13 protein-coding genes are annotated in these 17,346 nt (G+C 61.8%); 8 read left to right on the forward strand and 5 right to left on the reverse strand.

Translation table 11 applies throughout. The annotated features are described in order from the left end of the window. Nucleotides 1–4 precede the first annotated feature (4 nt). From O1Q03_RS06715 to O1Q03_RS06725, 3 genes are all read left to right on the forward strand, one after another. Complete coding sequence (locus tag O1Q03_RS06715; RefSeq protein WP_269502334.1) at nt 5–1,129, forward strand: MBL fold metallo-hydrolase; 1,125 nt, start codon at nt 5–7, stop codon at nt 1,127–1,129. 2,010 nt (nt 1,130–3,139) lie between these two features. Then, the gene (locus tag O1Q03_RS06720; protein ID WP_124497112.1) at nt 3,140–3,835 is read left to right on the forward strand and encodes a ParA family protein; all 696 of its coding nucleotides are present in this window, start codon (nt 3,140–3,142) and stop codon (nt 3,833–3,835) included. Then, nucleotides 3,828–4,862, forward strand: a complete 1,035-nt coding sequence (locus O1Q03_RS06725; RefSeq protein ID WP_269502338.1) for a ParB/RepB/Spo0J family partition protein — start codon at nt 3,828–3,830, stop codon at nt 4,860–4,862. Before O1Q03_RS06720 ends, O1Q03_RS06725 begins: the two co-directional genes overlap by 8 nt. Before the next feature lie 89 nt (nt 4,863–4,951). Here the strand turns inward: O1Q03_RS06725 and O1Q03_RS06730 are convergent, their stop codons facing one another. Then, nucleotides 4,952–6,268 carry a replication initiation protein gene (locus tag O1Q03_RS06730; RefSeq protein ID WP_269502339.1) on the reverse strand — a complete coding sequence of 439 codons (1,317 nt, stop codon included), beginning with the start codon at nt 6,266–6,268 and terminating at the stop codon, nt 4,952–4,954. A 2,560-nt stretch (nt 6,269–8,828) separates the two neighbouring features. On the opposite strand from O1Q03_RS06730, the gene O1Q03_RS06735 reads away from it, so the two are divergent. Further along, nucleotides 8,829–9,137, forward strand: a complete 309-nt coding sequence (locus O1Q03_RS06735) for a DUF4148 domain-containing protein (protein WP_269502341.1) — start codon at nt 8,829–8,831, stop codon at nt 9,135–9,137. Nucleotides 9,138–9,379: 242 nt separating this feature from the next. Here O1Q03_RS06735 and gcvA read toward each other — a convergent pair whose 3' ends face one another. Continuing rightward, on the reverse strand, nt 9,380–10,282 hold the full coding sequence (gene gcvA / locus O1Q03_RS06740; RefSeq protein WP_269502342.1) for a transcriptional regulator GcvA: 903 nt from the start codon (nt 10,280–10,282) through the stop codon (nt 9,380–9,382). A gap of 142 nt (nt 10,283–10,424) precedes the next feature. Between gcvA and O1Q03_RS06745 the strand changes: the two genes are divergently transcribed. The 3 genes from O1Q03_RS06745 (at nt 10,425) to O1Q03_RS06755 (ending at nt 13,460) form a co-directional block, all read left to right on the forward strand. Then, complete coding sequence (locus O1Q03_RS06745; protein ID WP_269502343.1) at nt 10,425–11,714, forward strand: adenylosuccinate synthase; 1,290 nt, start codon at nt 10,425–10,427, stop codon at nt 11,712–11,714. Nucleotides 11,715–11,950: 236 nt separating this feature from the next. Beyond that, entirely contained in the window at nt 11,951–12,892 is a 942-nt protein-coding gene (locus O1Q03_RS06750; protein WP_269502344.1) for a LysR family transcriptional regulator, read from the forward strand. 301 nt (nt 12,893–13,193) lie between these two features. Further along, nucleotides 13,194–13,460: a hypothetical protein gene (locus O1Q03_RS06755; protein ID WP_269502346.1), complete on the forward strand. Its 267-nt coding sequence runs from the start codon at nt 13,194–13,196 to the stop codon at nt 13,458–13,460. Nucleotides 13,461–13,562: 102 nt separating this feature from the next. Here O1Q03_RS06755 and O1Q03_RS06760 read toward each other — a convergent pair whose 3' ends face one another. From O1Q03_RS06760 to O1Q03_RS06770, 3 genes are all read right to left on the reverse strand, one after another. Continuing rightward, the gene (locus tag O1Q03_RS06760; RefSeq protein ID WP_269502347.1) at nt 13,563–14,276 is read right to left on the reverse strand and encodes a dienelactone hydrolase family protein; all 714 of its coding nucleotides are present in this window, start codon (nt 14,274–14,276) and stop codon (nt 13,563–13,565) included. A gap of 300 nt (nt 14,277–14,576) precedes the next feature. Continuing rightward, a complete protein-coding gene (locus tag O1Q03_RS06765; protein WP_269502348.1) occupies nt 14,577–14,888 on the reverse strand; it encodes a DUF4148 domain-containing protein in 312 nt (103 codons plus the stop codon). Nucleotides 14,889–15,378: 490 nt separating this feature from the next. Next, nucleotides 15,379–16,344: a GlxA family transcriptional regulator gene (locus O1Q03_RS06770; protein ID WP_269502349.1), complete on the reverse strand. Its 966-nt coding sequence runs from the start codon at nt 16,342–16,344 to the stop codon at nt 15,379–15,381. A gap of 223 nt (nt 16,345–16,567) precedes the next feature. Here O1Q03_RS06770 and O1Q03_RS06775 point away from each other — a divergent pair, with 223 nt between their 5' ends. After that, complete coding sequence (locus O1Q03_RS06775; RefSeq protein ID WP_269502350.1) at nt 16,568–17,209, forward strand: HD domain-containing protein; 642 nt, start codon at nt 16,568–16,570, stop codon at nt 17,207–17,209. Nucleotides 17,210–17,346 lie beyond the last annotated feature (137 nt).

Consider the following 17,346-nt stretch of genomic DNA (forward strand, 5'->3'; position numbering starts at 1 on the left):
CGACATGGCTTCGCCTCTCATTTTCCTTCATCGCGTTCTGGGTTTCGCCGCCGCCAAGCGTGGCCGCGCGTTGTCCAGCCAGTCGCCGCAACACACTGGCGAGCGCTTCAGCAACGTTGCACCACGGCCGGCCGAAGGTTTTGGCAAGACGCTCGGGATCGCATGGAACATGCTGGTCAACAAACCGCGCGACACCGCGCCGTTTGGCGCTCTGCCGATCGATTCACTGACTCGGCAACAGCTCGACGCAGCCCCTGACCGGAGCCTGTACCGACTTGGACACTCGACGCTGCTGCTGAAGCTGCGTGGCGAGTTCTGGTTGACTGATCCGGTGTTTGCGGAACGTGCATCGCCATTCCGGCACCTCGGCCCGAAGCGCTTTCATGCCCCTCCAATTGCACTCGAAGATCTTCCGCCATTGCGTGGCGTGATCCTGTCGCACGATCACTACGATCACCTCGACCGCGACACGGTGGTCGCGCTCGCGGCCACCACCGACATGTTCATCACGACGTTGGGTGTCGGTGATCGGCTGATCGACTGGGGCATCGACACGAAGAAGGTACGCCAGCTCGACTGGTGGCAAAGCATCGACATCGGAGGGTTGATGCTGACCGCGACACCGGCGCAGCACTTCTCCGGGCGTAGCCTGTTCGATGGCAACAGCACGCTATGGGCGTCGTGGGTTATCGTCGACGACGATATGCGTGTGTTCTTCAGCGGCGACACCGGATACTTCAACGGCTTCCGGGCCATCGGCGAACGTTTGGGGCCGTTCGACGTGACGCTGATCGAAACCGGCGCGTACGACGCTCAATGGCCATACGTGCACATGCAGCCGGAAGAGACCGTGCAGGCACACATCGACCTGCGCGGCCGCACGCTGATACCGATTCACAACGGCACGTTCGATCTCGCGATGCACCGATGGCAGGAGCCGTTCGAGCGGGTCACCGCATTAGCCATGGTGCGCGGCGTCGGACTGTCGACGCCGCGGATCGGCGAGCGACTCGATTTGAACGAACCGCATCGCGGCGAGCAGTGGTGGCGGACGGCTGAAGAACATGCGGAGAAGCCGGCGACGAAATCGCGTCGTTGGCAGCTGTGCCCAACGCAAGTGACGAAGTAGGTTTGTCGGTCGCCGCGCTTTCCGTCCGGGAAAAGCGCGGCGGTGATGTATGCGGCGCCACATAACGCACGCAAACGCAGCGGGCGCGCCGTCAACGACGACCGGCCCGACAAAAAAGCGGTGAACCCACCCACCCGAAATTCAGCCCACCAGGCCAGTATCGTCGTCCGAATCCGGCGGTCAATGCGGGCCGCCGCAGCACTTGCCCTACAGTTGCCATCGATCAAGCGCTTCAAAGCCGATCCCGCGCCGACCGGACAAATGCGCTGTTCGCTTCAAAAACTGGCGCGCTCATCCAAAGTTGGTCGGAGACGCATCCCATCGATCCAATATCAGATTGACGCACTTCGCTCGCACGAAGGATGGTCGTTTCGAAATCCTGGGGGGTGAAGAAACGCGTTGTCACGTGACAACTCGCCATGGACGAGCCCGCGCTGATCCTGCTGGGATTCACTTTCGGCAAGTCGCAAGCATCCAGCTAAACAGATAACCCAGCACACGACCGCACGAATATGTATCAAACACAACAAAACACGTTCGTTTAGACACATTTTCGTCTGAACCGCCTTCATCCGGTGCCAATTTCTCGCATCAACTCCATGCGCCCCCATTTACAGGGCAAATCTGGTGCATTTTGCGTGAAACAACATGAAGAAAGTGCCGCAACTCGTTGCCTGACAAGGGTTTACCGGGGCGCCCCATTTTTCAGGATTGTTTCACGAACATGCGCCGCGACGCTGCCGCTCGCCTCTGCTTGGGGCGAATCGACATGCAGCATAGGCACCGTGCGCCTCCCACGACAAACCCCCACAATCATCGCGCCGCTCAACGACGACAGGGTGCGGCGAACACAACGCTATCCTGCCTCGGAGAGTACTGCAGCAACGGGTACACATTCCGCTTAAATGGGGACATATCAAACGCCGTGAAATCCGCCGATGTATCCTCTAAGGCTTCTGGCGGACGGCTTGCAGTCGCTGCCCGACGCATGTCTATGATGGAGCCAGCCACCGAGATCGGGCCACCCGTTTCGCTCCCATTACGCAAGCCATCGGGGCTTATGAGTCGACTCTTCCGTTTCGGAGCAGGTTCTCCGGATCACCAGGCTGCTGTCGTTGTCACGTGACAACTCGGATCCGCATCTACGACGACAGTCCAGCTCGAATTCCGGCGATTGAGCAATCTCTCTCCGTGCACCGCCGGTAAATTGCCAGTCCCATTACCACCGTAACGATTGCGTCTAAATCAATCATCTCGAATCCGCATCTCCCATAACAGTCCACCTCGAATTCCGGCGATCCGAGCGATCTCTGTTCGTGGATCGCTGGTAAATTGCCAGCCCTATCGCCGTCGTTACGATTGCGTCCAAGTGGACCCTTCCACGCCTTGATAGCCGTGTCCCGTGCCGGTTGTCACGTGACAATCGCTCGTCACGGCGTTGCTTGCATCCGGCCGGCACACCGCTGTCCCGGAATAGCGAACGAACCCGGAATATCCTGGTCACAAGCCCAACCGGTATGTCGGGGATGGGCACGCATTGGTGCCTCGAAACCCACACGAAGAGCGTGCTCGCACGGTGCACGGCCGCAGCATCGCGGGCCGCATGGGCGCGTCGCCGTGCTCCCGCCCGGTGCGCGGCCGATAGCCGCGGGCCGACACCGACTTGTCACGTGACAACTGCGCGAGGCGCAGTCGCGCTATGTCGAATGGTTATACGGCCGCAGCAAAATCCCTGAACCGACACCGAGGTAATTTACGAAATGCGAGAGTTAGGATTTTTCGCGCAGAACTGAGCGGTCCATTTAACCGGAAGATTTTGTTAGTCGTTCCGAAAACAACGTTTCTTCTATTCTTCCAAGCATCGAACCGCGAGATCGATGATCGGCCATTCGGCCCACTTGTCACGTGACAACCGCCTCGATCTGCAAATTCATCTAGTCATCGAACACTTTTTCTGGACATTTCGACAACAACTACATATATTTACGCAAAACTCCGTGGAGGAATTTAATGGCTTTCAAGATCGCCGTTAGCAATCAAAAAGGTGGTACTGGAAAGACCACCATCTCCGTCAATATCGCGGCAGCTTTCGAGGCCGGCGGCAACAAGGTCGCATTGATCGATGCCGATCCCCAGGGCACGTCGGTCAGATGGGTCACGAGCGGAGAAAATACGCTCCCGATGACGGTACTGTCGCTGGCCCCAGCCGGCCGCGGCATCGGCGGCGAGATCAAGAAGCAGGATGCGAACTTCGACGTCATCGTCGTCGACTGTCCGGGCAACCTCGAGGACCCTCGCATCGCGTCCGTACTCGAAGTCGCCGATTTCTGCCTCGTGCCGCTATCCCCATCGCCGGCCGATCTGTACAGTACCGTCGCGATGATCCGCATGATCGAGTCGATGCGCGCCGTTCGTAACCCAACTCTTTCTTCTGCGCTGATGCTGAATAGCGTCAATGGAAAAACTAAAATGCGTGAAGAAATTTTAAAAATTCTAAGAGCTGAAGAAATAGGGGAGCATCTGCTCGACAGCCAGATCGCGCAGCGCGAGGTCTACCGTCAGACGTTCGCGCTCGGCACCACGATCCATCATCACAACCGGTACCTGAAGGGGCTGAAGGAAGCTCGCGCGGAGATCGAAAGGCTCGTCACCGAAATGGCCCAATACATCGCATCGACGCGCGCTACCGGAGCCGCTCATGGCTAAAGACACCTCGAAAGAAAAGAAGCCGACCGGCAACCTGCATCTTGCCGCCGGCCTGCTGCGCGGCCTCGCGCAGGAAAACGCGGCACTGGAGACGCGGCTGCCCGACCCGGTATCGCCCGCATCGGATATCGCAGTCGCAATCGCGACCACCGCCGCGCCGAGCGCACCGGCACCCGCCGATGCCGCGGATCTCGGTGCGCCGCAAAGGGTCGCGGTCAAGGACTGCATCCCGAACCCGTTCAACCCGCGCGTGTTCTATTCAGAATCGAGCCTGCACGAGCTCGCGCTGACGTTGAAGCGAGAAGGGCAGATCGAACCGATCAAGGTCACGCGGCTCCCCGAATTCCCCGGCAAGCTCGTCGTGATCGACGGCCAGCGCCGGCTCCGCGCGACAAGCATCAACGGCGACGAAACGATCAACGCGACGTTCCGTACGGATCACACGCCCGAGCAGCTCTATACGATCGCGTATCGCGCCAACCACGACCACGAACGCCAGACGATCTTCGACGATGCGGTCGCGTGGAAGCGTCTGCTCGACGAAAAAGTCTTCCCGGACCAGAACACGCTCGCGGAGAAGATCGGCAAGGACAAGGCATCGATCAGCAAGACGCTGTCGCTGAACGCACTGCCGAACACGCTGCTCGAGCGAATGGCCAGCGCGAACGACGTGGTCGGCCTGCAGGCAGCGTATTTCCTGAAGCTGATTTTCGAGCGCCTGGGCGAACCGGCGGCCGACCGTCTGCTCACGGCCGTGATCGAGCGCAAGAAGTCGGTGCGCGATCTCGAGAACTTCCTGCGCGCGCAAAGTGACGGCAACAAGAAGACGGGGCGCACGCGCTACAGCGTTCGCCACGATTTCGCGCTCGAATCGCGCGCGATCGGTCAGCTGAAGACGTATCCGGACGGGCGTCTGGATCTGCAGCTCAAGGGCGTGGATGCGTCCCACCAGGAGGCGCTTGCCGATCGGCTCAAGACCGTCATCGACGCATACGTCGCCGAACTGGCTTCAGCAGCACAAAACTGAGCGTCCAAAGCAAAGGCCTCGCTCCGGCATTGCGCGGCGCGGCGGGGATGATACCCGGCGCACCATGCATCCTGGCTGCGAGGCCTTGATCAGTTGGTCGCGAGACTGCTTTTCAGCAGGAATTCCAGCAGGTCGTCCGAGGTCGGTTCACCCCACGTGTCGATTGCCAGCCACCGGAAGAAGCTGGTCTGGGCCAGCTTGCTGGCCTTCTTCTTCGGCGACAGCGTGAGATCTTTCGAACCGGCAACCGTCTCGTTGTAGCGCTCGATCAGCTTGGTCTGGTCGTCGATCTCCAGTTCGCGGAAATACGCACCGGCTTCGTCGACCTTCGCGGCCAGGTATTTGTCGCGGATCTGTTCCTGCTTGCTCTGCGCGGATTCCTTTGCCGGCGCTGCCGCCTCCGAGCCCTGCCCGTCGGCCAGCGTATAGCCGTGCGTCAGCGCCTTGCGGAAATACGCGGCGACGTTGTCGACGGGTGCCGCGTTCTTCTTCGTAGTCCGATTGAGCGTATAGGCGATCGCCGCCTTGATGCGCTGCACGCCGTACTGCGTGATCAACCGGCGCGCCTCCGAACGCGGAATGCCGAACTTCGCGACTTCCTCGACCAGTGCTTCGTTTTTGACGTCGCCTTCCTCGACCGTATCCGCGCTCGGCTTGCGCGTCACCTTGAACTGAACGGCTTCCACACTGCGCCCCGACTTGTGTTCGATCAGCTCGAGCGTATGGTCGGAAACTTCGTTCACCTCCTGAATGCACGGCACCAGGACCTTGCTCTTGAAGAGCTTGTACTCCTTGTACGACTGGGATGCCTTGTCCTGGCCGAGGATGAGATCGCGAAACTTCGGCAGAGGAATCTTCGCGGTGATGCCGATCCCCTCGTAGCGCACCGTGTTCTCCCACAGCGCGAGCGAGTGCGATCGCCGAAACTCGCGCGCGATCCGCATATCGATCAGTGCGTAGATCTCAGGATTGAGCAGTTCGCTGCGAATCTGGTCGGAGAAACTGTACTTCAGCACCGATTGCTCGAGCTCGGCGCCGGCGAGCAGGCCCGACGCCTTCCATACCGTCGAGCGATCCGCGGCCAGATAGTCCCAGTTGACGACTGTACTGATCAGCGAGTTGACCGTGTCCTTCACATACTTCGTATTGTTGCTGTTCAGCCCGCTCTCGTGCGACAGCGCGGCGATCGAGATCGAGAAGCTCGTCCGGCCCGGCTCGAACGCTTCCTGGCGAAGCGCATTCTTGATCAGCGAGCTGAACATCTTGCGCTGCTGCAAGCCGATCTTTCCGGACTTCGGAGCGATATGGATTGCCTGCACCGCCTTGCGCAACAGATCGGGAGGCTCGGGTGTCTGAAATAGCGAAACCTGCTTGTCGGAGCCTTTGATTGCGGGCTTGCGCGGCATCGTGATGTCCGGATAAGGTGACCTTGGTGGGGGCTGACTTTATACCTTTTCCCGCTGGCGAGCAATGTTTCTTTTCTCCAGTATCACTTTCGATTTCTCATATAACTATTTGTTAACAAATGGAAAACGCTTATTTTTCGCCCGTTGTAGCTACCCCATATCCATATACCTTTCTGCCAAAAACCCTCCCAAAACCAGCTACCTATCGGGTCCGGCGCCCCGATCCGGCACGGGATTTGCCAGACTGAAGGTAGCCATTCATGGGAAGCAACCGGTCGAAAATGGATTGGCAAGTGCGATTCATGGTGCCTTGCAACACGATCCGCTTTTCCTCCCATAACAAGCTACCTTTAGGGCTTCCCATGAATGGGTACCTGTGAAGAGGCTTCGGCTTCGCTTTTTGTCTTCATGGGCGCCCCAAAGACCGAAATCGCTCCCATAAACGGTTACCTTGGAATTTCCCCATAGATGGTTACCTGTGAGCGGTAGCGATACTGTTTATGGGACGCCGCCACGGAATCGGTGCTCGATACCGAGCCAGCAGGCCCGAAACAAGCCCCATATCTGGTTACCTATGCGCGTCCCCATAACAGGCAACCCACATAAAACGCTGTGCCCGCGGTCCTCGGCCGGGGACGAAAAAGCGACCCATAGATGGCTACCCAAATATTTCCCCATAGAGTGCTACCTGAAGCACTTTCACGACAAAATCCCATAACCTTCTACGTGCGCCCCATATCCACAACCCCGATTTCCCACAGAACGGTACCCAACTCCCCAAATCCACAGACCTGAACCCCCAGACCCTTCCACCTGTGCCCCCATAAATGGGTACCGAACACCGGTCAAACCCTTGTCAGATAAGGCTGTGAGCCGTCTAAAGGTAGTTAAAGTAGTAAACGTCGTTTACCAAAGATGTAAACACACGTGTGCCTGTGCAGAAAAACAACCCCCATAAACCGCTACCAAAGCAATCGGACCACGGTGTGCGAGCACCGCAATGAACGTCCAAACGCTACCGAGCACCGGCTATTCCACGCTGTATCAAGCGCTGCAAGGCTTCCAGAGGATGTGAGTACCTACTCACAGACCCCCAAACGTAGAAACTTATGGGAGGAAATCGACGTTTCCTGGACAAAGGTACCCACCTATGGGACCAAAAACAGGGCGGATCTGGCAGCCCCACCCGCCGAGAATCGCCATGAACCGCGGCCGTCGCACCCGACCCTCGAGTCACGCTGCTGCCGTCACAGCAGTAGGAAATCGCTCGAATCTGGCGGGGAGCGATTTTTTCCGCGCGTGCGCGAGTCGTTCCGCGGATATGTCTCCACCAGATACATAAACCAAATCTGTGACTGCGACCTGTGGATCGCGCGGCGACGAACGTTGCCGAGGTCGAGTGATCTCTCATCGGGCCTCATGACTTTCTACCTTTGGATCTGTACCGAAATCGGTGCGCTATCGCGAGCGGCAGATGAGGATTCGCAGTCACCACATCAGTCGCCAGAAAAACCAGACCTTTCACCTGTGATCATCCATCCGAGTTTCCGGCATCGTCCGGAACGTGAGGTTCCAGCCGCCAACGCAGCTCACCGTAATCGCATCGATGCCCGGATCCCGAACACTCTCACCGTGGAAAGTCGCCGAGTCCCGTAAAGGCTCACCGATAAAGTGACCGGACCGTTTCCATGCATAGTCGGCGCGGACACCACCGACTCAATGGAAAAGCTGTGAAGAATCCGGACGGCAGCACACATGTTGGCGCCGTTGCACACAGCCATAAGACTGGTCGCGACGCAGGCGGGGCATGAAATCACAGCACCTGAATATGCGAAGACTCGAGCGGCCCATGCGCATGCGTGAGCAGCGAGCGTCGATCGATGCGGTGACGCTACGCCGGGATATCACGTCACCACGCGCACGTCGCATCAATCGAACCGTGAGAAACGGCCGCGAACAGGTAGCCACGCACGTATCGAGCGGCTACCCGATCGATCGTTCGCGTCGAATACCATCGCCGTACAAGAAGCGCGCAGGAATTCGACACGGAGAGATTCGTGGTCGTTTATGGGAGCGCGCGCCACGGCCGGTATCGAACAGGACGTTGGTTCACAGGCAAGCGCCTCCTGTAGTGGGCCGCTTGCGAAGCGACGATTACTTCGTACGAATAGCGCACGCCGCAGTCGAAACAACCACGACATGCGCGTGCACAGTGCATCGAAACGGAACGCAGCCCTGTCGACGACCTGTGCCGTATTGCCGGAGCGCTCCGGTCCAGTCGCATGGTTACCATGGACCATGGGTACCGCACACGTAGTGCCGAACGATGCACCGTTGCTACCTTTGCCAGCCGCTGAATCGCGGGACGCACAGCGAGCCACTTCGATGCGGTGTTTTCCCATACACGTCTACCCTCGAACGACGGTTACGATGGCTCCACTTTTCTTGCAACCCGGTTATGATGCAAAAGCCCTGATCGTGACCTGATGGCCGGTCGGGGGCAGGGGTGGTATCTCGAAGTGCTTTCAATCCGTGATCAATCAGAAAAGAGAGTTCAGCGATGCGAATCCAGATCAGAAAACTCACGCTGGCTGCTACGGCAGCAGCTTTCCTCTTCGGCTCGGCAGCTCCGGTGTTCGCGCAGACCGACGCTAGCGCACCGGCCGCCCAGGATGCCAAGGCCGCAAAGCGTGAGGCGCGCAAGGCCGCCCGGGCACAGCGCAAAGCCGAACACAAGGCAGCGCGCGCGAAGAACACCGCCGAACTGAAGAAACTCGAAGACGCCGGTTACAAGCCGGCGGCCAACGATCCGAACTATCCGCAGAATCTGCAGAACGCTGAGAAGAAAGCTGCCGGCGCAAGCCAGTAAGCGCGACTCGCGCGCCAGGCCTCGGCTCGATCCGCGGTCTGGCGCGTGTCCCACGAAAACGCGCTGCGTTTCCGTGAAAAATCCAGACCGAACGTCCAGACCAATTGATTGGTGATCCTATGTTTCCAGCGCGCGTGCGGACGCTGCGTCTGCAGAATCTTCACCGTCTGTCGCGCCCGCCGATGTAAATCGGACGCTCTGCCAAAGCAGCATCCTCCGGATCAACGCGCAGCTCATCCGATTCAGCGGCGTACCGCCGCCGCCGCGCTGCCCGTCACCTTCAGCCAGTCCTTGAACGCGCGCACGGCTTCGTCGTCCGCACGTGCAGCTGCCACATAAGTGAAATACCGCCACGGCGGCAACGCCGGTTCGCTGAACGGTTGCACGAGCCTGCCTTCGGCAATGTCGTCGGCGACGAGCGCGATCGGCCCCATGGCGACGCCGAGCCCGTCGAGCGCGCCTTGCAACGTCAGGTAGAAGTGCTCGAGCGTCAGCGAGTGCCGCGGCACGAGGTTCGGGTAACCGGCTGCCGCGAGCCATTCAGGCCACATGCCAGGATAAGTCGCCGCATGCAGCAGCGTGAAGCCGGCGAGATCGGCCGGCGTGCGCAACGGTCGCCCGTCGAGCAGCTTCGGCGCACACACGGGCAACCGGACTTCGGACAGGAATTCGTCGGCGACGTAGCCGTCGATCGTCTGCGGACCGCCGCGGACGATCAGGTCGACCTTGTCGCGCAACTTCTCGATCGGCTCGTTCGACGTCGACAGCCGCACCTCGATCGCCGGATGGGCGACCTGGAACGACGACAGCTTCGGCACGAGCCAGCGCAGCGAAAACGTCGCGGGCGCGCTCACGCGCAGCACACGCTGCTGCGCATGGCCGAAATGCTGCGCGGTGGCGAGCGCGATCCGGTCGAACGATGCGCCGACTTCGGCGAGATACGCGCGGCCGGCATCCGTCAGCTCGACGCGCCGGTTATGCCGTTCGAAGAGGGGCCGGCCGAGCCATGTCTCGAGCTGCTGTACGTGCCGGCTGATTGCGCCGTGTGTGACGCACAACTCGTCGGCGGCATGCGTGAAGCTGCCGAGCCGGGCCGCGGCTTCGAACGCGCGCAGCGAATTCAACGGAGGGAGGCGTCGGGCCATTTCATTGTTTCGCGTGATATTTACTCACACTAATTCTCAGATTTAATCGTTTGATCATGCAGCCAAGCTCCGACAATATGGCACACAAACGGCCGAAACGGGCCTCAATACGTGTCTGGATTTCTCACATGGAGTATGGAACATGCCGAACGTGGTCGTGGTGGGCGCCCAATGGGGTGACGAAGGCAAGGGGCGCGTCGTGGACTGGCTGGCGGCGCAGGCCGACCTGGTCGCACGCTACAACGGCGGCCACAACGCGGGCCATACGCTGGTCGTCGGCGGAAAGACGTACAAGCTGGCGCTGCTGCCGAGCGGCATCGTGCGCGGCAAGCGCGGCGTGATCGGCAACGGCGTGGCGCTCGATCCCGAGGCGCTGCTCGCGGAAATCGCGCGGATGGCCGAGCTCGGGCTGTCGGTCACGCCGGACAATCTGTCGATCGCCGAAAACGCGACGCTGGTGCTGCCGATCCACCGCGCGATCGACGAGGCACAGGAGCGTCAGCGCCGCGAGCCGATCGGTACCACGCTGCGCGGGATCGGGCCGGCCTACGAGGACAAGGTCGGGCGCCGCGGGCTGCGCGTCGGCGATCTGGCGGAACCGGGCCGGCTTGCCGACAAGCTCGACGTGCTGGTCGATCATCACAACGCGTGGTTCCGCGGGCTGGGGCTCGAGCCGTATTCGCGTGACGCGCTGCTCGCGACCCTCGTCGACATCGCGCCGAAGATCCTCCCGTTCGTGCGCCCCGTGTGGGCCGACCTCAATGGTGCGACCGATCGCGGCGAGCGCATCCTGTTCGAAGGCTCGCAGGCCGTGATGCTGGACATCGACTGGGGCACGTATCCGTTCGTGACGTCGTCCGGCACCGTTGCGTCGGCAGCCGCCGCCGGCACGGGGCTCGGTGCGTCCCGGCTCGGCCACGTGCTGGGCGTGACGAAGGCATACGCGACGCGTGTCGGTGGCGGCCCGTTCCTCACCGAGCTGACCGACGCAACCGGCGAAATGCTGCGCGCGCGCGGCCAGGAATTCGGCGTCAACACCGGCCGGCCGCGCCGCTGCGGATGGCTCGATGCCGCGCAGTTGCGTCAGGCCGTCCGGATCTCGGGAATCGATTCGCTCGCGCTCACCAAGCTCGACGTGCTCGACGGCTTCGAGACGATCGAACTGTGCGTCGGCTACGAGCTCGACGGCGCACGCGTCGAGCACCTGCCGGCCAGCCTCGATGCGCAAGCGCGCGCGAAGCCGGTCTACGAACGGTTCGACGGCTGGCGCGGGACCGTGAAAGGCGTGCGCGAACGGGCGGCGTTGCCGCGTGCCGCGCAGGATTTCATCGCACGCGTCGAGGCGGTGGCGGGCGCGCCCGTATCGATGATCACGACCGGCGCCGAGCGTGACGACACGATCGTCCTGAGCAATCCTTTCGAGCTGGCGTAAGCACGATGCGGCCCGCGCAATGCGGGCGCGGCAGGTCGGCGCCCGGCGGCCTGCATCGGTCCGGCTCGGGCGCCCCTCCGGCATGCGCCGCCGCGTGAACGATCGTCCGCCGCCCCGCACACGGCAAACTGGACATGCCTGCATCGCTGCGGTACTGTTCCGCACAATTCGCGCCAGACCGGCCTGTGCCGGGGCTGGCGCTGCTGCGAAGCGATTTCAATCCCGGGGACATGTCGATGGACACGTTACAGATGATGCGCATTTTCGTCCGGGTGGCGGAGGAGGGCAGCTTCACGAGCGCGGCCCAGCGCCTGGACATCACCACGGCTTACGCATCGCGTTCGGTCGCCCAACTCGAAACTCACCTGCGCACACGCCTGCTCAACCGCAGCACGCGCCGCATCGCGTTGACCGATGCCGGACAGCGCTACCTCGACCGTTGCCAGCGCATCCTCGGCTATATCGACGAAGCGGAAGCCGAGGCGGCCGACGCGCAGGCGAAGCCGTCCGGGCGGCTCCATGTCCACGCGACGACCAGTTTCGGCCAGGCGTATCTGGTGCCCGCGGTCGTGCGATACCGGCAGCGCTATCCGTCCGTCGCGGTCGAGCTCACGCTGTCGCAGCACGTGCCCGACATCATTGACGAAGGCTACGACGTGTCGCTGCAACTGAGCTCGACGGAGTTGCCCGATTCGGGGCTGGTATCGCAGCGGCTCGGCGAGGTGCACAGCGTGCTGTGCGCGTCGCCCGCCTATCTGAAGGAGCGCGGCACGCCGCGTACCGTGCGCGATCTCGAAGCGCATGCGTGCCTGCAGATCGTCACGCCCGTGTTTCCGCGCGACCGCTGGCATCTCGACGGCCCCAATGGCCGCGAGACGTTCGAACTGCCGCCGCCGGACTTTCAGGTCAACATTGCCGATGCGCTCGGCGGTGCGTTGCGCGCCGGCCTCGGGATCGGCTCGCTGCCGATGTCGAGCGCGGTTCCGTCGCTGGCAAGTGGCGCGCTCGTTCGCGTGTTGCCCGAGTACCGGTTGCAGAAGCTGACGGTCTATACGCTGTATGCGTCGCGCCAGTATCTCGACGCGAAGATCCGCACCTTCGTCGATTTCCTGCGCGAATGCGTGCCCGAAATGCTGTCCGCCGACGAAGCCGCGTTGTGCGTGCCGAGCGAGTCCTGAGTGAAAGGTAACGACGTATGCCGTGTCCGATGACGCGGCTCGTCGCATTGACTAGCATGGGTCGATTTTCGCTCGCTCAATATGATTGGCATAACGAATTGATAAATGCGAGCGAGGCGGTGCGATCTCTCGGATCAGCCGCGTCGTGGGCCGCGCGGGGTTATGAAACCCCCTGCTTTCGATATCGGTCATCGTTGGCCAGCAGACGCCGGGTGCGCGCATCGTCGCGGACGGCTCGGGGCTCGTCGAGAATCGCAGCTACTACTTCGCGCCGCGCACTTATGCGCAGCGCAATGCCGACGTGCTCGGCGTGGTCGTGTCGGAGCTGACGGCGGTCCAGCGATGGCTCGACGCGAATCGCGCGCAGGGCGCGGCCGAGTTTTCGACGCTATGGGGCATTCCGGAGCCGGCGGTGGCGCTCGCATTCAGCCGCGCGCGGTTCGGCGTCGAACCCGTGACGCGCGACACGCTTGCATATCAGCAGCGCATCGCGGACGTGTTCTACCAGGCAGGGATCCTGCCGAAGCGTGTCGACGTGAGCCAGGCAGCGCCGCCCGCGCTCGCGTGACGAATCCTTTCCGGTAAACGACAACGCCACGGACGTCACTCCGTGGCGTTTCGCTTCATGTGTCCCGCTGCACGGAAGTCGTGTGCACCGGAGCGCGCCGCATCAGCGTGGCTGGTCCCACAGCGTGCGCCCGAAGAACGTGAGCGTGCGATCCCATGCGAACTGCGACCACACCGGATCGAACTGTGTGCCGCCGATGCGGCCCGGCCCGACGGCCGTTTCGTTCGCGAACGCGTGATGCGCGAGATAGCGGTGGAACTCGATGTCGACCTTGGCATCGGTCAGCTTTTTCTCCAGCGCATCGACCTGATCGATCGCGAAGAACGCATCCTGCGTGCCCCAGTGTCCCATCAGCGGCACCTTGATCTTCGACGGATCGAGGTAGTCGAGCGGAGGGAAGCCGTACCACGTGACGCCGGCGTCCGCATCTGCGAACTGCAGCGACAGCAGCGTGAGTGCGCCGCCCATGCAGAAACCGGTGACGGCAACGCGCGACGCGCGCGTCTTCAGGTATTGCACCGCGCCGGGGATGTCCTGCGACGCGGCGTCGCCGAAATCGAGGCCGGTCATCAGATGGTGCGCTTCTTCCTCCTCGACCGTCGACTTGCCGCGATACAGGTCGGGCACGAGCGCGAGGTAGCCGCAGCGGGCGAGCCGGTCAGCGACGCCGCGGATCTGGTCGTTCAAACCCCACCATTCCTGGATGACCACGACTGCGGGCGCGCCTTCGGTTTTTTCCGGCGTGGCGAGGTAGCCCTGCAGTTCCTGGCCGTCCGGGCGGCGGAACTTGATCATGGAACCGGATGTTTGAGACATGAAACCGCTCCTTTTCGAAAATGCGATGAGTGCGGCATCGGGTCGGCCAGCGAGTGCGGTATGCCCGGTGACTCAGGGCTTCGCTCGCATTCGCTTCGGCCGGCGCCGACCACGCGGCCATTCTATGCGCAAACGCCGGCAGTTTGCGTGAACGGTGTCGTCGAGTCGATCGCCCGTCGGGCAGCGGCGGTTTCATGCACCGAAAACGAAACACCCCGCCCCGATGAACGGGAGCGGGGTGTTTCGTCGGCAGCGGGCGTAACCGGCTATTCGTCGGGATACGCGTCGCGTGCGTGGGTCTTAATGACCGAAATAGACCGAGTCGCGAGCGTCCTGCTTGACCGCGATCACGCGGCCGGCACGCACGGTGGCCGTAGCCTGTGCGCCGTAACCCGTTGCGTCGTTGTTCGTCACGCGCGCTTGCGCGGTGTGCAGCGCGGTCGGGTAGTGGACGTCGGAAACTTCCGGCTTGTACCCCGCCTGTTCGAGCTGAACCAGTTCCGCACGAACCTGGGCGCGTGTGAGTTCGCCCGACGGATTCGATTGGGCGAATGCGCCAAACGATGCGGTAAGGGCGGTGGCAGCGGCGACTGCGTAGATGAACGACTTCATGATGACCTCCGGTTTAGTAGATTTCGCGCTTCGCTTGTTGCGTTCAGCGGTTGATTGCATCGTAGCGATCGCGTTACCGGTCGGAAATAGGCGTTCCAGCGAATGATTATTGCAACTGGGTAAAAGATTCGGCTGGAGTGCGGAATTTCATCTGATGATTGGAGGGCCGAAGAGCCATCGGGCGTGGGAGTCGCATGCCTGCATGCACGATTGATTACCGACGCGCGACGTAATTCGCTTTTCACGATCGGTGGCGAAGCATACGGATGGCGCGTTGGCGATCTGCGGTTGCGATTCGGGGCAGAGACGAATTCAGGTCACATGGCGAGTACGGTCGACGTAACGATAAATTGAATCGGATAACGAAGTATTGTGGAGGGGGCGCGGAAATGCGCCGACGCAATCGCATTGCCACAGGGCTGCCTCCACCTCCCTGCGGGATTCACACAGGAATCGCAACGTTCATACGATCTCGATGCTTCATGCCGGATCACGCCTCGACGACCGCCTGGCGTTTCCGGTATTCGGCCGGCGTGATCCCGACATGCCGGACGAACGCTCGTCGGAGCGTGTCGACATTCGCGAAGCCGCATTTCGCGGCGACTTGCTTCGGCGTGTCATGTCCGTTTTCGAGCAACTGGCGAGCGGCCGTGATGCGAGTCGTTTCGACCCAGGCCGCGGGTGTCATCCCGACTTCCGCGCGAAAGAGCCGCGCGAAGTGGCGCGGGCTCATCCCCGCATGCTTCGCGAGTTCGGCCACCGAGTGTTCCAATTCCGGATGGCCGGCGATCCAGCGCTGGACTTCCTGCAGGATCGAGCGCCCGGCCGGGCGCGCCTCGCCGCTGCGGCTGAACTGAAGCTGCCCGCCCGGGCGTTTGAAGAACATGACCAGTTGTGCGGCGACGCGCCGCGCGATTTCGCGGCCGAGGTCCTCCTCGACCAGCGCGAGCGCGAGATCGAGGCCGGCCGTGACGCCGGCGCCGGTACGCAGCTTGCCGTCCCGCACGTACAGCGCGTCTGCTTCGACAGCGAGCGACGGATAGGCTTCGGCGAGCGCGTCGGCGGCGGCCCAGTGCGTCGTCAGGCGTCGTCCCTTCAGCAGCCCGGTCGCAGCGAGGATGAATGCGCCCGTGCAGATCGACCCGTAGCGTTTGCTTCGCACGGCGGCCGATCGCAGCCATGCGAGAACATCGGTTCGCAGCGCGATGCGGGTCGCGCCGGGCGCACCGGCGACGAGCAGCGTGTCGATGCGATCGGGGATGTCCGGCGCGATCCAGTCGGCGAGCAATTGCGCGCCCGACGAACTGCAGATCGGACCGGACTCGGTCGCGATGATCCGCGTCGTGTAGAACGGCTTGCCGCATTCGGCGTTGGCCTGTGCGAATACGTCGAGTGGCGCGGAGACGTCGAGCAGTTGTACGCCCGGTACCGCGAGAATACCAACGACCTTCGGCATGATCGGTTGCGGGTTGTGTCGATGTGTCGAACGTGACGCGTAGCAGTATAGACGCGCGACGCTTCGCGACGCGCTGTCGTCCGCGCGCTTTGCGGGTGCATTTTCACGGTTTCGGCAGCCATGGCCGTCGCACGAACGAAATGGCAGGAATTGGCGTACCACGCCGATTGATGCCACATCACGGACTCCGCAGAATCGATGCTGTCTTCAATGGAGGTCGATCATGACTATGAACGTTGCCGGCATCGCCATTCCCGATAGCCGACTGGCTCGCGAGATCACCGAACTCGTCCGCGATACCGAGTCCGAATTGCTGTTTCATCACTCCAGCCGTGTCTATTACTTCGGTGCGCTGGCTGGCCAGCGCCGCGGGCTCGAGTACGATCCGGAGCTGCTCTATTGCGGCTGCATGTTTCACGACATGGGGCTCACGCATCGGCACAGCAGCGCGTGCGAGCGATTCGAAGTGGATGGCGCCAACGCCGCGCGCGAGTTCCTCGCGAGCAGGGGCATTTCACAGCAGGACATCGACGTCGTATGGACCTCGATCGCGCTGCACACCACACCGGGCATTCCGCAGCACATGCATCCGGTCGTCGCGCTCGTGACCGCCGGGGTGGAGATGGATGTGCTCGGGCTGACCTATGCGGAGTACAGCGACGTCGAGCGCGACGCCGTCGTCCGTGCGCATCCGCGGCCGCCGCGTTTCAAGGAAGACATCATCCAGGCGTTCTACGACGGCATCCGTCACAAACCCGATACGACGTTCGGCAATGTGAAGGCCGACGTGCTGGCCGACAAGGATCCGCGTTTCCACGCGGGCAACTTCTGCAGCGTGATCCGATCATCGGCCTGGGCAGGTTGACGATGGTCGGGCGGGCCAACGGAAGCGTTTACCAGTAGGAAAAGTTGTTACGTGACAACGGCGTGACGCTGGCATCGACTTTATATACTGAATTTCGGATGCCACCCTCCGAGGCGAATCTCGGATTCGCGCACACG

This window comes from Burkholderia sp. IMCC1007 (genome assembly GCF_027257875.1).
Classification (GTDB): domain Bacteria; phylum Pseudomonadota; class Gammaproteobacteria; order Burkholderiales; family Burkholderiaceae; genus Burkholderia.